This window comes from Pseudomonas imperatae (assembly GCF_057128625.1).
The window spans coordinates 17,711-32,097 of the sequence record NZ_JBSKHP010000039.1; the positions used below are offsets into that span (position 1 = coordinate 17,711).

12 protein-coding genes are annotated in these 14,387 nt (G+C 65.6%); 9 read left to right on the forward strand and 3 right to left on the reverse strand.

Features of this window, described 5'->3' with window-relative positions:
- The first annotated feature begins 132 nt into the window (after nucleotides 1-132).
- The 8 genes from arnB to ACWKWX_RS30640 are packed head-to-tail and all read left to right on the forward strand — an operon-like array spanning nucleotide 133 to nucleotide 8,933.
- Nucleotides 133-1,281, forward strand: a complete 1,149-nt coding sequence (arnB, locus tag ACWKWX_RS30605) for a UDP-4-amino-4-deoxy-L-arabinose aminotransferase (protein WP_483829699.1) — start codon at nucleotides 133-135, stop codon at nucleotides 1,279-1,281.
- Entirely contained in the window at nucleotides 1,278-2,300 is a 1,023-nt protein-coding gene (arnC, locus tag ACWKWX_RS30610; protein ID WP_416425472.1) for an undecaprenyl-phosphate 4-deoxy-4-formamido-L-arabinose transferase, read from the forward strand. Before arnB ends, arnC begins: the two co-directional genes overlap by 4 nt.
- Entirely contained in the window at nucleotides 2,297-4,288 is a 1,992-nt protein-coding gene (arnA, locus tag ACWKWX_RS30615; RefSeq protein ID WP_416425473.1) for a bifunctional UDP-4-amino-4-deoxy-L-arabinose formyltransferase/UDP-glucuronic acid oxidase ArnA, read from the forward strand. The genes arnC and arnA overlap by 4 nt, the downstream gene beginning before the upstream one ends.
- Entirely contained in the window at nucleotides 4,288-5,172 is an 885-nt protein-coding gene (arnD, locus tag ACWKWX_RS30620; protein WP_416425474.1) for a 4-deoxy-4-formamido-L-arabinose-phosphoundecaprenol deformylase, read from the forward strand. The genes arnA and arnD overlap by 1 nt, the downstream gene beginning before the upstream one ends.
- Complete coding sequence (gene arnT / locus ACWKWX_RS30625) at nucleotides 5,169-6,818, forward strand: lipid IV(A) 4-amino-4-deoxy-L-arabinosyltransferase (protein ID WP_483829700.1); 1,650 nt, start codon at nucleotides 5,169-5,171, stop codon at nucleotides 6,816-6,818. Before arnD ends, arnT begins: the two co-directional genes overlap by 4 nt.
- Complete coding sequence (arnE, locus tag ACWKWX_RS30630; RefSeq protein WP_473003411.1) at nucleotides 6,815-7,162, forward strand: 4-amino-4-deoxy-L-arabinose-phosphoundecaprenol flippase subunit ArnE; 348 nt, start codon at nucleotides 6,815-6,817, stop codon at nucleotides 7,160-7,162. Before arnT ends, arnE begins: the two co-directional genes overlap by 4 nt.
- Entirely contained in the window at nucleotides 7,159-7,575 is a 417-nt protein-coding gene (arnF, locus tag ACWKWX_RS30635) for a 4-amino-4-deoxy-L-arabinose-phosphoundecaprenol flippase subunit ArnF (RefSeq protein WP_416425477.1), read from the forward strand. Before arnE ends, arnF begins: the two co-directional genes overlap by 4 nt.
- Entirely contained in the window at nucleotides 7,572-8,933 is a 1,362-nt protein-coding gene (locus ACWKWX_RS30640; protein ID WP_476297627.1) for a UDP-glucose dehydrogenase family protein, read from the forward strand. The genes arnF and ACWKWX_RS30640 overlap by 4 nt, the downstream gene beginning before the upstream one ends.
- A 284-nt stretch (nucleotides 8,934-9,217) precedes the next feature.
- On the opposite strand, the gene ACWKWX_RS30645 is transcribed toward ACWKWX_RS30640, so the two are convergent.
- Nucleotides 9,218-10,636, reverse strand: coding sequence for an ArnT family glycosyltransferase (locus tag ACWKWX_RS30645; RefSeq protein ID WP_483829701.1), 1,419 nt, complete (start codon nucleotides 10,634-10,636; stop codon nucleotides 9,218-9,220).
- Nucleotides 10,637-10,861: 225 nt separating this feature from the next.
- On the opposite strand from ACWKWX_RS30645, the gene ACWKWX_RS30650 reads away from it, so the two are divergent.
- Complete coding sequence (locus tag ACWKWX_RS30650; RefSeq protein WP_483829702.1) at nucleotides 10,862-12,391, forward strand: ArnT family glycosyltransferase; 1,530 nt, start codon at nucleotides 10,862-10,864, stop codon at nucleotides 12,389-12,391.
- A gap of 92 nt (nucleotides 12,392-12,483) precedes the next feature.
- On the opposite strand, the gene kdoO is transcribed toward ACWKWX_RS30650, so the two are convergent.
- Together kdoO and ACWKWX_RS30660 are read right to left on the reverse strand one after the other, a co-directional pair.
- On the reverse strand, nucleotides 12,484-13,359 hold the full coding sequence (kdoO, locus tag ACWKWX_RS30655; protein ID WP_416425481.1) for a Kdo hydroxylase KdoO: 876 nt from the start codon (nucleotides 13,357-13,359) through the stop codon (nucleotides 12,484-12,486).
- Nucleotides 13,360-13,526: 167 nt separating this feature from the next.
- Complete coding sequence (locus ACWKWX_RS30660) at nucleotides 13,527-14,234, reverse strand: response regulator transcription factor (protein WP_416425482.1); 708 nt, start codon at nucleotides 14,232-14,234, stop codon at nucleotides 13,527-13,529.
- Nucleotides 14,235-14,387 lie beyond the last annotated feature (153 nt).

The following is a 14,387-nucleotide window of genomic DNA, read 5'->3' on the forward strand; positions in this document are numbered from 1 at the left end:
ATTGATTCGTTCAGCAAGCGTTCGTTCAGCTTGCGGCGGTAATAATCTCCCTCTATAACGGATGGCCCTGCGACTAAAGTGGGGCATGTATGACGCACGAAGCGCATAAGCCTGTCAGATTCCGAGGATGCCATGAATCAGAGTTTTCTCCCCTTTTCCCGTCCCAGCATGGGTGACCAGGAGATCGCAGCAGTAGAGCAGGTATTGCGCAGCGGTTGGATCACCACCGGCCCCAAGGCCCAGGAGCTGGAGCAGGAATTCGCTCGCCGCGTGGGCTGCGCCCATGCCGTGGCCCTGTCGTCCGCCACCGGCGCCATGCACATCGCGTTGCTGGCCCTGGGCATCGGCCCGGGCGACGAAGTCATCACCCCGTCCCAGACCTGGGTGTCCACCGCCAACATGATCTGCCTGCTGGGTGCTACCCCGGTATTCGTCGACATCGACCGTGACACCCTGATGTGCAGCGTGGCCGCCATCGAGGCCGCCATCACCCCGCGCACCAAGGCGATCATCCCCGTGCACTACGCCGGCGCCGCCTTCGACCTCGACCCGCTGTACGCCCTGGCCGAGCGCCACGGCATCCGCGTCATCGAAGACGCCGCCCACGCCGTAGGCACCCGCTACCGCGGCCGCGAGATCGGTGCCCAGGGCACCGCGATCTTCTCGTTCCACGCCATCAAGAACATGACCTGCGCCGAAGGCGGGATGTTCGTCAGCGATGACGAAGCCTTCGCCAACCGCGTGCGCATGCTCAAGTTCCACGGCCTGGGCGTGGACGCCTACGACCGCATGACCCACGGCCGCAAGCCACAGGCCATGGTCCAGGAGCCGGGCTTCAAGTACAACCTGGCCGACATCAACGCCGCCATTGCCCTGGTGCAACTGGAGCGCGTCGACGCCATCAATGCCAAGCGCGAGCAGCTGGCCCAGGCGTACCTCGAACGCCTCAAGCACCTGCCGGTGCTGCCACTGTCGCAACCGACCTGGCCGCAACAGCACGCCTGGCACCTGTTCATCCTGCGCATCGACCCGGAACGTTGCGGCATTGATCGTGAAACCTTCATGAAAGGTCTTCAAGATCAAGGCATTGGCACCGGCATCCACTTCATTGCCACGCACTTGCACACCTGGTACCGCCAGAAGTTCCCGGACGTGCAGCTGCCCAACACTGAGTGGAACTCGGCCCGCCTGTGCTCCATCCCGCTGTTCCCCGACATGACCCTCGACGATGTCGAGCGCGTTGCCTGCGCCATTGAGAAAACCCTGGAACACCGCCCGTGAGACCTTATCCGATCAACACCGTGTCCATCGTGATACCGGTGTACAACGAAGAGCAGAGCCTGCCGGAGCTGCTGCGCCGCACCGAAGCTGCGTGTGCGCAACTGACGCAGAAATATGAAATCGTGCTGGTGGACGACGGCAGCCGCGACGCCTCGGCCGACATCCTCCAGGACGCCGCCGAACGCCCGGGCAGCCCGGTGGTGGCGGTGATCCTGAACCGCAACTACGGCCAGCACGCGGCGATCATGGCCGGTTTCGAGCAGTGCATCGGTGACCTGGTGATCACCCTCGACGCCGACCTGCAGAACCCGCCAGAAGAGATCCCCAACCTGGTCGCCCAGGCTTCGCTGGGCTACGACGTGGTCGGCACCGTGCGCAACAACCGCCAGGACTCGGCCCTGCGCCGCTGGCCATCGAAGCTGATCAACCTGGCCGTGCAGCGCTCCACCGGCGTGGCCATGAGCGACTACGGCTGCATGCTGCGCGCCTACCGCCGCAGCGTGGTCGACGCGATGCTGGCCTGCCGCGAGCGCAGCACCTTCATCCCGATCCTGGCCAACAGCTTCGCCCGCCACACCACCGAGGTGCTGGTGCAGCACGCCGAGCGCGAGCACGGCGACTCCAAGTACAGCCCCATGCGCCTGATCAGCCTGATGTTCGACCTGGTCACCTGCATGACCACCACGCCGCTGCGCCTGCTCAGCGTGGTCGGCATCGGCATGGCCGCCCTGGGCGTGCTGTTCGCCGTGGCGCTGATCGCGCTGCGCATGATCTACGGCGCCGCCTGGTCGGGCCACGGCACCTTCGTGCTGTTCGCCGTGCTGTTCGTGTTCACCGGTGCGCAGTTCATCGGCATGGGCCTGTTGGGTGAATACCTGGGCCGCATGTACAGCGACGTCCGCGCCCGGCCGCGGTTCTTCATCGAAAAGGTGCTGCGCAGCAACGAACCGGCTGGCGGCAACACCGAACCTCACCCTGAAACCTCGATTTCCATTTCTTCCAGCAAGGCTGCCTCATGAACCAGAAAGCTGTTGTCTTCGCCTACCACGATATCGGCTGCGCCGGCATCAACGCCCTGCTTGAGGCAGGCTACGACATCGCCGCCGTATTCACCCACGCCGACGATCCCAAGGAAAACAACTTCTACGGCTCGGTGGCGCAACTGTGCGCACGCAAAGGCATCCCGGTGCACGCCCCGGAAGACGCCAACCACCCGATCTGGATCGAGCGCATCGCCAAGCTCGACGCCGACTTCATCTTCTCGTTCTACTACCGCAACCTGCTGAGCGAGGCCGTGCTGGCCTGCGCCAAGCAAGGTGCGTTCAACCTGCACGGCTCGCTGCTGCCACGCTACCGCGGCCGCGCACCGGCCAACTGGGTACTGGTCAAGGGCGAAACCGAGACCGGCGTTACCCTGCACCGCATGGTCAAGCGTGCCGACGCTGGCGCCATCGTTGCCCAGCAACGCGTGGCCATCGAGCGCTCCGACACCGGCCTGAGCCTGCACGCCAAGCTGCGTGACGCCGCCACCGCGCTGCTGAACGAAACCCTGCCGCTGCTGGCCAAGGGCGAAGTCACCGAGACCGCCCAGGACGAGAGCCAGGCCACCACCTTCGGCCGCCGCACCCCTGCCGACGGCCTGCTGGACTGGAGCCGCCCGGCCGAAGAGCTGTTCAACCTGGTGCGCGCTGTCACCCAGCCATACCCGGGCGCGTTCTGCGCCGTGGGCGAGCACAAGCTGATTGTCTGGAGCGCCGAAGTGGTCGCCGGCAACCAGGGCTTCGAGCCAGGCCACGTGATCAGCGTCGAACCGCTGCGCATCGCCTGCGGCACCGACGCCCTGCAAATCACCGCCGGCCAGCGCAACAACGACGGCCTGTACCTGAGCGGCCCGCAACTGGCCCGTGAACTGGGCCTGGTGGAAGGCTCCAAGCTGATCGGCAAGGCCGCCGGCCGCCCTGTGCGCCGCACCCGCGTGCTGATCCTGGGCGTCAACGGTTTCATCGGCAACCACCTGTCGGAGCGCCTGCTGCGCGACGACCGCTATGAAATCTATGGCCTGGACATCGGTTCCGACGCCATCGAGCACCTGCGCGGCAACCCGCGCTTCCACTTCGTGGAAGGTGACATCAGCATCCACTCCGAGTGGATCGAATACCACATCAAGAAGTGCGACGTGGTGCTGCCGCTGGTCGCCATCGCCACCCCGATCGAATACACCCGCAACCCGCTGCGCGTATTCGAACTGGACTTCGAAGAAAACCTGAAAATCGTTCGTCACTGCGTGAAGTACAACAAGCGCGTGATCTTCCCGTCGACCTCGGAAGTCTATGGCATGTGCCAGGACAGCCACTTCGACGAGAACACCTCGAACCTGATCGTCGGCCCGATCAACAAGCAGCGCTGGATCTACTCGGTCTCCAAGCAACTGCTGGACCGCGTGATCTGGGCCTACGGCGACAAGGGCCTGAAGTTCACCCTGTTCCGTCCGTTCAACTGGATGGGTCCACGCCTGGACCGCCTGGATTCGGCCCGTATCGGCAGCTCGCGCGCCATTACCCAGCTGATCCTGCACCTGGTGGAAGGCACCCCGATCCGCCTGGTGGACGGTGGCGAGCAGAAGCGCACCTTCACCGACGTCGACGACGGCATCGAAGCCCTGGCACGCATCATCGAGAACCGCGATGGCAAGTGCGACGGCGAGATCATCAACATCGGCAACCCGACCAACGAAGCCAGCATCCGCCAGCTGGGCGAAGAGCTGCTGCGCCAGTTCGAAGCTCACCCGCTGCGTGGCAACTTCCCACCGTTCGCCGGCTTCCGTGAAATCGAGAGCAAGGCGTTCTACGGCAACGGCTACCAGGACGTGACCCACCGCACCCCGAGCATCGAGAACGCCCGTCGCCTGATCGACTGGACCCCGACCATCGAGCTGAGCGAAACCATCGGCAAGACCCTGGACTTCTTCCTGCGCGAAGCCATGGTTGAAATCGAGAGCAAGCGTTAATGCAGGCAGGTCTGCGCATCGACGTCGACACCTACCGAGGCACCCGTGAAGGGGTGCCGCGGTTGCTCGAACTGCTCGACGAAGCCCAGGTGAAAGCGACGTTCTTCTTCAGCGTCGGGCCGGACAACATGGGGCGCCACCTGTGGCGCCTGATCCGCCCGCAGTTCCTGTGGAAGATGTTGCGTTCCAATGCCGCAGGCCTGTACGGCTGGGATATCTTGCTGGCCGGCACCGCCTGGCCCGGCAAGCCGATCGGTCGCGACCTGGGGCACTTGATGCGCCAGGCCCGCGACGCCGGCCACGAGGTTGGCCTGCACGCCTGGGATCACCATGGCTGGCAGGCCAACACCGGTCGCTGGAGCGACGCGCAACTGCACGAGCAGATCCGCCGGGGCGTGGAAACCCTGAACGATATCCTCGGGCAGCGCATCGACTGCTCCGCTGCCGCCGGCTGGCGCGCCGACGAACGCGTGGTACAGGCCAAGGAAGACTTCGGTTTCCGCTACAACAGCGATTGCCGTGGCACCCACCTGTTCCAGCCACGCCTGGCCGATGGTTCGGCCGGTACCGTGCAGATCCCCGTGGACCTGCCCACCTTCGACGAGGTGGTGGGGCCAACGGTGAGCGCCCAAGGCTTCAACGACTACATCCTGGAACGCTTCAAGCCTGGAGGCTTGAACAACTACACCATTCATGCCGAGGTTGAAGGGATTCTGATGGCTGACGATTTCCGCCGCTTGCTGGCAACGGCACGCGAGCGACAGATACAGTTCCAACCCCTGGGGCAACTGCTGCCCGCGGACACCACCGCCCTGCCGGTGGAACAACTGACCCGCGGCGCCCTGGAAGGACGCGAAGGCTGGCTTGGGGTTCAACGACCATGATCCAGCGCTGGACCCTGCCCGTCTTGCTGCTTGCATTCGGGCTCTTCTACCTGCTGCCACTGCCCTTCCACGGGCTGTGGATTCCCGATGAAACCCGCTACGCGCAAATGAGCCAGGAAATGCTGCTGACCGGCAAATGGGCCGCGCCGCATTTCATGGGCTTGCGTTACTTTGAAAAACCCGCCGCCGGCTATTGGCTGATCGCCATCGGCCAGTGGCTGTTCGGCCAGAACCTGTTCGGCGTGCGCGTGGCCTCGGCCCTGAGCCTGGGCCTGAGCGTGCTGCTGACCTACCTTGTGGCCAACCGCCTGTGGGCCGACAAGCGCCAGAGCGTGATCTGCGCGGTGCTGTACATGAGCTTCGGCCTGGTGGCCGGCCAGGCCGGCTACGCCAACCTCGACCCGCAATTCACCCTGTGGGTGAACCTGAGCCTGGTGGCCCTCTGGTTCGCCATCGACAGCCGCACCACCAGCGCGCGCCTGCTGCACTGGGGCCTGCTGGGCGTGGCCTGTGGCATGGGCTTCATGACCAAGGGTTTCCTGGCCTGGGTATTCCCGGTGCTCATCGCGGCGCCGTGGATGATCTGGCAGAAGCGCTTCGGCGAGCTGGTGCGCTTCGGCCTGTTCGGCGTGCTGGTGGCGGTGCTGGTGGCGGCGCCGTGGGCGCTGATGGTCAACCAGCAGGAGTCTGACTTCTGGTCGTTCTTCTTCTGGCACGAGCACATCCGTCGCTTCGCCGGCGACGACGCCCAGCACGCCCAGCCAATCTGGTTCTACCTGCCGCTGCTGGCCGCCTCGAGCCTGCCCTGGGCGCTGCTGTTGCCGGCTACCGTGCGCCAGGCCTGGGCCACCCGCCGCGACCCGAAGGTGCTGTTCGTGCTGCTGTGGCTGCTGCTGCCCCTGGCCTTCCTGAGCCTGAGCCGCGGCAAGCTGCCGACCTACATCCTGCCGTGCATGCTGCCCCTGGCGCTGCTGCTGGGCCACCTGCTGAACCAGGCGCTGGCCCAGGGCAAGACCCTGATGCTGCGCAGCAACGCCGTGCTCAACCTGGCCATGGGCGTCATTGGCCTGGCCGCCATCGCCTGGCTGCAGCACAAGAAGCCGGTGTACGTGGACGAGCCCCAGCACCTGGCGCTGATCGTCGTGGCCCTGGGCGGCGTGGTGCTGGCCAACGCCGTGGCGCTGCTCAAGCCGTTGCGCTGCTGGGCTGCCCCGGCCGTGGGCATGGGCGTGCTGATTGCCCTGCTGCCGGCCGCGTTGCCGGACTCCATCGTCAACAACAAGACCCCCGACGCGTTCATCGCCGAACACAGCGACGAGCTGCGCCAGACCCACACGTTGCTGGCCAACGACCTGGGCGCTGCCTCGGCCCTGGCCTGGCACACCGCGCAACCCACCGTGTACCTGTACAACACCGTGGGCGAGACCAAATATGGCTTGAGCTACGCCGACTCCAGCGCCCGCGAGGTGCAGCTGGAGCAGGTGCAGGCGTGGATGACCGAGGCCCGACGCCAGGGTTCGGTGGGCGTGGTGATGCGGGTCAAGAGTGATGACGAACTGCATGAGGTCGACCTGCTGCCCAAGGACGGCAAGCGCTTCGTGCAAGGCAGCCTGATGATCTTCATTTTCGACCAGACGCCGCCATGATCTTCCTTCTGTTGCTGGCGGCCTGCACCCTCACCTGCCTGGGCCAGATCGCGCAAAAACTGGCGGTCGAGTCCTGGCGCGACGCCCCGGCCGGCGGCGCCCTGGCCAAGCTGGCCACGCCGTGGCTGTGGCTGGCGCTGCTGTGCCTGGGCCTGGGCCTGCTGCTGTGGCTGCTGGTGCTGCAACACCTTGAGGTAGGCATTGCCTACCCCATGCTCAGCCTCAATTTCGTGCTGATCACCCTGGTGGCGCGCTTTGTCTTCCGCGAGCACGTGGACGTGCGCCACTGGCTGGGCGTGGGCGTGGTCATGGCCGGCGTGCTGCTGCTGGGGTGGCAGGCATGAGCCGCGCCCAGGGCTTTGCCCTGGCGGGCGGCAGCGTGCTGCTGGTCAGCGGTGCGCAACTGGGCATGCGCTGGAGCATGACCCGGCTGCCGGTGCCGGCGCAGTGGCTCGACACCCTGCTCAACGGCCCGGTGCCGTGGCTGGCGCTGGGCGTGGTGATGGCGGCGATCTTCGCCTACGCCCTGTCCATGCTGTGCTGGCTCGGCGCGCTGCAGCACCTGCCCCTGGGACGTGCCTATTCGCTGCTGAGCATCAGCTACGCCCTGGTCTACCTGCTGGCAGCCTGCCTGCCGGCGTTCAATGAACATTTTTCGCTGTTGAAAAGCCTCGGGGTGACGCTGGTCGTGCTCGGGGTGCTGATCATCAACTCGCGACGTACACACGGCAACAAGTCCATAGGATCTGCGCAATGAAAATCAGTGTTATCGGTAGTGGTTACGTAGGTCTGGTGCAAGCCACCGTGCTGGCCGAAGTGGGTCATGACGTGATCTGCATGGACATAGACCAACACAAGGTCGACCAACTGTCCAAGGGCCACGTGACCATTTTCGAGCCGGGCCTGTCGGCGCTGGTGCGGGAAAACCTGGACAACGGTCGCCTGCACTTCACCAGCGACGAAAAGCTGGCCATCGAGCACGGCGAAGTGCTGTTCATCGCCGTCGGCACGCCCTCGGGCGATGACGGCTCGGCCGACCTCAAGTACGTGTTCTCGGTGGGCGACGCCATTGCCCGCCACCGCGTGGAGCCGCTGATCGTCGCGGAGAAATCCACCGTGCCCGTGGGCACCGGCGACGCCCTGCAGAAGCACATCAACGAGGCCCTGGCGAAAGCCGGCCGCACCCTGCAGTTCGATATCGTCTCCAACCCCGAATTCCTCAAGGAAGGCTCGGCGGTGCGTGACTGCCGCCGCCCGGACCGTATCGTCATCGGCTGCGAGCGCGAGGAAGTGCGCGACGTGATGCGCGACCTGTACGCGCCGTTCAACCGCAACCACGACCGCATCCTGTTCATGGACCTGCGCAGCGCCGAGCTGACCAAATACGCCGCCAACTGCATGCTGGCGACCAAGATCAGCTTCATCAACCAGATCGCCGAGCTGGCCGAGCACCTGGGTGCCGACATCGAGGCCATCCGCCTGGGCATGGGCGCCGACCCGCGTATCGGCTACGACTTCATCTACGCAGGCTGTGGCTACGGCGGCTCGTGCTTCCCCAAGGACATGCGCGCGCTGATCCACACCGCCGAGGCCGCCAACTGCTCCAACGACCTGCTGCAGGCCGTGGAAGCCATCAACGAGCGCCAGAAGCACAAGCTGTTCGAGCGGGTGAAAGCCTACTTCAAGGGTGACCTGAAAGGCCGCACCTTCGCGGTCTGGGGCCTGGCGTTCAAGCCCAACACCGACGACATGCGCGACGCCCCGAGCCGCGAGCTGATGGAAGCCCTGTGGGCCGCCGGCGCCCAGGTGCGTGCGTTCGACCCCGAGGCCATGCAGCAGACCCAACTGCTGTACGGCGAGCAGCCGAACCTGATGCTGATGGGCACCCCGGAAGCCACCCTGAACGGTGCCGACGCGCTGATCATCTGCACCGAATGGCAACAGTTCAAGGCCCCGGACTTCGACCTGATCCAGAAGCGCCTGGCGCAGCCGGTGATCTTCGACGGCCGCAACCTGTACGACGTGGACCGCCTGGCGCAGAAAGGCATCACCTACTTCCCGATTGGCCGCGGCGAATCCTGCAGCCTGCCGATCCCGCACCAGAAGTGGGTGTAACCCCCTAGGACGCCGCCTTCGGCAGCTGCTACGCGAATGCGGATACCCCATGGACAGCGTCGCCTGCATCGCGGCCAAGGCCGGCTCCTACCACGAATAGGGTAGGAGCCGACTTTAGTCGCGATGCAGACGACGCCGTTTCACGACAGTTGCTGCTACATTCTGTGGGAGCTGGCTTGCCAGCGAGCTGTTGGGGCCATAAAAGCTCGCTGGCAAGCCAGCTCCCACAAGACAGTTGCTGCTACGTGCGATCTGCGTAGCAGCGGCCAAAGGCCGCGTCCTTGCTACAAGGCGGGCTGGGCCAGGAAGTAATAGGCCCGATCCCCCACCACCACCTTGCGCAACACCTCCACCCCCGCCTCCGGCGCTGTCTCGCGCTCCATCACCGCTACGTTGCCCGGCGCCTGCGCCAGGAACTGGGTCATCGCCTGCTCGCTGGCCAGCGCCGGCAACAGGCTGCGGCTGTAGAACACCCCTGCCCCCGCCAACCGCTCGCTGGGCGTGGCCAACGCCACGTGGCGGCCTTGCGCCTGGTAGTCGCGGATCTGCTCGGCCAGGGGCACGAAGGACTCGGCACGGTCAGCGCGCGGCAATACCCAGATAGCCACGCCCAGGTAGGCCGCCACCACCAGCCCCATCACCCCTGCGGCCGCACGCTGCCAATGGGCGGCCGGGCGCCAGGCGAGCAGCACCCGCGCGTATTCCGCGGCGATCACCGCGGCGGCCGGCGCCAGGGACATCAGGTAGACCATGCGCTTGCTCGAAGCCAGGGTCAGCAGCACGAACTGCGCCAGCAGCCACAGGCTGCAGAACATCAGGTGCGGCTGCACGCGCCACTGCTTGCGGAAATGCCACAGGCCCAGGTACACCAGCAGGTTCCACGGCAGGAAGGCTTCGGGCAACTTGCCCAGGTAGTAATAGAAGGGTTCGAAGTGCCCGGCCTCGCTGAACGAGCCGCTGAAGCGCCCGACGCTGTTGGCCCACAGCAGCTCCTTGAGTGCCTGGCCGCCGCCCTGTTGGTAGAGGAAGCCCAGCCACACCAGCAACGGCAGCAGGCCCACCAGGGTCAGCGCCGCCGGCCATAGCCAGCGCCCCAGCGCCAGGCGCCGCTGCTGCACGGTCTCGGCCAGCAGCCAGGCAAAGATGACCACGCCCGGCAGGGCCAGGCCCAACACGCCCTTGCTCAGGGTGGCAATGGCAATACCGGCGCTGAACAGCAGCGCGCTGCCCAGGCTGCGCCGCTGGCTGGCCTGGTAGAACGCCAGCAGCGCCAGGCTGACGCCCAGGGTCAGCAGCGAGTCCTCGCCTACCTGGCGCACGTTGCCCCAGAAGCTGGCGGTGGTGGCGAGCATCAGCCCGGCCGTGACAGCGACTGCCACCGGCCGGTCATTACGCCGCAGGAACCCGTACAGCAGCAGCACGCTGCACAAGCCGGCAAGCGCCGACGCCAGGCGCACCGACCATGCGCTGGGGCCGAACAGGCTCATGGCGGCGCTGTCGAGCCACAGGCTCAGGGGCGGTTTTTCCAGGAACGGTTCGCCGTTGAGGCGCGGCGTCACCCAGTCGCCCTGCAGGTGCATCTCCATGGCGATGCCGCCCACGCGCGGCTCGGTGGAACCTTGCAACTGATGGTTGCCCAGGGCAACGAAAAACAGCAGGCCGGTGATCAACAGCAACAGCAGGAAGGGGCGTTTCGACGTCATGTACGGGTCATCCAGCGGTGAGCGGGGGTATCGGGGCAGTGTGCGGGGCCACGGGTCAAAAGCAGGTGAAAGCAGGGCCTGTGACGCAGGATTTCATGTCGATGATGACCGTAGTGCCATCAACGGTTTTTTCTCATTGTGGTCACGCAAACGCAACGGTTGGTGCACTAGGTTTGACCCGCCCGGTGGATGGACCTCCGGGCCTTCGATCCTATGTGGCTGAACATGACTGACACCCTGTACCGATACTTCCGCTCCGAGCGCGGCGCCCTGGTGCTGCTGCTCGGCGTCGCTGCCATCGCCCTGTTGCTGGGCCTGGGCCAGCGCGAGCTGTGGGGGGCCGAGACGCGCTGGGCTAACATCGCCCTGCAGATGCTGCAGAGCGGCGACTACTTCGACCCCTACCTCAAGGGCGGCGCCTATTACGACAAGCCCCTGCCCTCCTACTGGCTGATCACCGCCACCGCCGGCCTGATGGGCGGCCTGGATCACTGGTCGCTGCGCCTGCCGTCGGTGCTTGCCGCGTGGCTGAGCGTCTGGCTGGTGTACCTGCTGGGCGAACAGCTGTTTCGCAAGGGCACCGGGCTGATCGCCGGCTGGCTACTGACGACCACGTTCTACTTCCTGGTCTGGTCGCGGGTGGCCACCGCCGACGTGCTCACCGTGTTCGGCGTACTGGCGGCGGTCTGGTGGTACTGGCGCGACCCGCTGGACACGCGCTTGTCACGCTACGCGGCGTTCTTCCTGATACTGGCGCTGACCTCGCTGCTCAAGGGCCTGATCGGCTTTATCCTGCCAGGCCTGATGCTGCTGCCACACCTGCTGGCCGAGGGGCGCTGGAAGCGCCACCTGAACCTGCGGCTGCTGGCAGCGCTGGTGGTGGCCGGCGCGGTGTACATGATCCCCTTCGTGCTGTCGCACTTCTACGGCCAGCCAACCTACGGCGAGAGCGGCCTGGGCCTGGTGGTGCGCGAGAACGTGGTGCGCTTCTTCAAGCCGTTCGACAACTTCGGCCCGATCTACACCTACCTGCTCTACCTGCCGGTGTACACCCTGCCCTGGGCGCCCTGCTGGCTCATCGGCCTGTGGCTGGCCGTGCGGCACTGGCGCAGCACGGACGCCAACACCCGTTGGCTGGTGCTGGGGCTGGGGCTGATGTTCGCGTTCTTCACCGCCTGCGGCAGCCGGCGCAGCTATTACGTGCTGCCGCTGGTGCCGTTCGCCCAGCTGCTGGGCGCCGCCTGGCTGCGCGGCTACCTGGCCAACCGCCCGGCCAGCGCACGCCGTTGGCAGCGTGGCATCGGCATCGCCGCGGTGCTGATGATCCTGGTGATTGGCGTGGCCTACCCCTGGACCAACGGCAACGGCGGCATCATCCGCTTCGGCCAGGACGTGGAGGCCCGTGCCAGCGAGCAGGCGCCGTGGAACCAGTGGCACCTGGTGATGGTGGAGGTCGACAACAAGCTGCCACTGTACGTGCAGAACCACGCCGGGCCGTTCACCTACATCGGCGAGGACGAGGACTACCCGCGCGACGGCACCAGCGCCGACTTCATGGCCTGGCTGGCGCACCGCACCGGCACCGCGTGGAACCCGGCGCGCACCATCGTCTTCGCCCAGTACCCGACCCTCAAGGACCTGCCGCTGCGCTACCTGGCCGAGGACCATGACCTGGTGCTGACCCAGCCGGACAACGGCGCCCGCCTGTTCCATGCCCATGACAACCAGAGCGTGGCGTTCATTCCAAAACCGTGAGAGGGGGGGCCTTTGTGGGAGCTGGCTTGCCAGCGAGCTTTTAGGGCCTCAAAAGCTCGCTGGCAAGCCAGCTCCCACAGACCTCAGTGGGCTTACGCCAGCTTGCGCGCCATCAGCCGTTCGAGCACGCGCAGCGGCGCGCGTTCGACCGATTGCATGGCGTCCACCGGCAACAGGAAGGTCTGTTCCAGGGCGCAGGCGCCGCGGGTGGCGGCGTGGGAGACCTGGTCGGTGAAGACCATCCAGGTAGTACCCGCCGGGAAGTCCCAGACGCTTTGCGGGGCACTCTGCTGGTAGGAAAGGTCCGCCTTCATGCGGTCGTGCAGGTGCAGCATGTAGTGGTCGTAGGCGCTGCGCGGCGCCTTGGTGATGCCCAGGGCGTTGAGCACCGCGGCCGAACCCCACACCGGCTTGGGCAGCGCCTTGGCGTAGCGGTCGGCCAGTTGCTCGAACGGCTCGCCCAGGCGCCAGCAGCGCGGCTCGCCCGCCGGGTTGATGTTGGCGAACACGCGCAGGATACGGTTGCCACGGGTGGGCGAGGACGGGAAGTTGTCCACGTGCAGGCGCGTGTCGTCCTTGCGCCAGGAGCTCTGGCGCCCGGCGATCTCTTCGGGACGGAAACTGGTGCGGGCACGCTGCAGGGCGCCGGCGTAGGGCTTGAGCAGGGTACGGGCGAGGTTTTCGGCATAATCGGCGTAGCGCCCGACCATGGCCTGCATCTGCCGGGCCCGGGCTTCATCGCCTTCCACGCCCTTGAGCGCGTCGCCCTTGGGCGACAGGCTGATGTTCTTGCTCTTGCCGTCCACCCGTGGGGTCAGCAGGTCGCGTTCATGTTCACCGACTTCAAAGCGCAGGCCCGGGAAGGCCAGGACGTTGCCGGCCTCCAGGGCTGCGATACCGCGGGCTTGAACCTCTGCGTCAATATCGGTGTTCCAGGCAGTGAGGGGCAAGCTGACAACTTCAGTCATATGGTTCGCCTACGTAGATCCATGTACAGCACATGCATGTGTGCCCGCTTCCTGCGGTAAGCGAGCATTGGTGGAATATTTACAAAATATTTCCAGTTATAGCTCAGCCGACAACTTACAACGTGAAAATTTCGGTGAAACGTGCGCGCCGGGGCAATCGGTCGCGCTCAAGCGTCGGCGTCATCCTCGGCAATCGGTTCCACCCCTTTATAAACCATCTGGTAGCCGATGCCATGAATGGTGTGCACCAGCGGTACGCCGAACGGCTTGTCGACCATGCGCCGCAACAGGTGCAGGTTGCTGCGCAGGCTGTCGCTGTTGGGGGTGTATTCGCCCCACACGGTTTCTTCCAGCTCGCGCCGGGTGACCACCGCCGGGCTGCGGCGCATCAGCAGTTCGAGCATCTTCAGGTTAGTCGGGTTGAGGCGCAGCGCCACCCCGCCCCGGCTGATGTCCAGGGTGTCGAGGTCGTAGGACAGGTCGTGGACCTTGAGGGTGCGCGAGCTCTTGCGCTTGAACCGCCACACCAGGGCCTCGATGCGCGCCATCAGCTCCGACAGCGCGAACGGCTTGATCAGGTAATCGTCGGCGCCAGCCTTGAAGCCGTCCAGGCGGTCGGACAAGGCGTCGCGCGCGGTCAGCATGATCACCGGGGTGTCGGCCCGCGAGCTTTCGCGTAGCCGCTGGCACACCTGGGTGCCGGTCATGCCCGGCAGCATCACGTCGAGGATCACCATGTCGAACGAACGGGTGGCCGCCAGGTGCAGGCCGCTCAGGCCGTCCTCGGCGCGGGTTACCTCGCAGCCGCGCAGCTGCAGGTACTCGGTCACGTTATCGAGGATATCGCGATTGTCCTCAACCACCAGAATTTGCATACATCCCCCAGCTTCTTTTTGTACTTTCCATGCGCGCCGCGGCTGCCAATGTGTGCAAAAACAGGCGCGGCGCAGAATCCAGGAAGGCGTATAGCATCACGACCGTCAAAATCGCGTTACATTGTCGTCCACGGAATATCACGACCGCGCCAA

What these genes read in the sequence shown, in the direction of transcription:
- arnF (WP_416425477.1), top strand. Translation starts at nt 7,159, where the DNA reads ATGAGCCGCGCCCAGGGCTTTGCCCTGGCGGGCGGCAGCGTGCTGCTG.
- kdoO (WP_416425481.1), bottom strand. Translation starts at nt 13,359, where the DNA reads ATGACTGAAGTTGTCAGCTTGCCCCTCACTGCCTGGAACACCGATATT.
- arnD (WP_416425474.1), top strand. Translation starts at nt 4,288, where the DNA reads ATGCAGGCAGGTCTGCGCATCGACGTCGACACCTACCGAGGCACCCGT.
- arnA (WP_416425473.1), top strand. Translation starts at nt 2,297, where the DNA reads ATGAACCAGAAAGCTGTTGTCTTCGCCTACCACGATATCGGCTGCGCC.
- arnB (WP_483829699.1), top strand. Translation starts at nt 133, where the DNA reads ATGAATCAGAGTTTTCTCCCCTTTTCCCGTCCCAGCATGGGTGACCAG.
- ACWKWX_RS30660 (WP_416425482.1), bottom strand. Translation starts at nt 14,234, where the DNA reads ATGCAAATTCTGGTGGTTGAGGACAATCGCGATATCCTCGATAACGTG.
- ACWKWX_RS30650 (WP_483829702.1), top strand. Translation starts at nt 10,862, where the DNA reads ATGACTGACACCCTGTACCGATACTTCCGCTCCGAGCGCGGCGCCCTG.
- arnE (WP_473003411.1), top strand. Translation starts at nt 6,815, where the DNA reads ATGATCTTCCTTCTGTTGCTGGCGGCCTGCACCCTCACCTGCCTGGGC.
- ACWKWX_RS30640 (WP_476297627.1), top strand. Translation starts at nt 7,572, where the DNA reads ATGAAAATCAGTGTTATCGGTAGTGGTTACGTAGGTCTGGTGCAAGCC.
- arnT (WP_483829700.1), top strand. Translation starts at nt 5,169, where the DNA reads ATGATCCAGCGCTGGACCCTGCCCGTCTTGCTGCTTGCATTCGGGCTC.
- ACWKWX_RS30645 (WP_483829701.1), bottom strand. Translation starts at nt 10,636, where the DNA reads ATGACGTCGAAACGCCCCTTCCTGCTGTTGCTGTTGATCACCGGCCTG.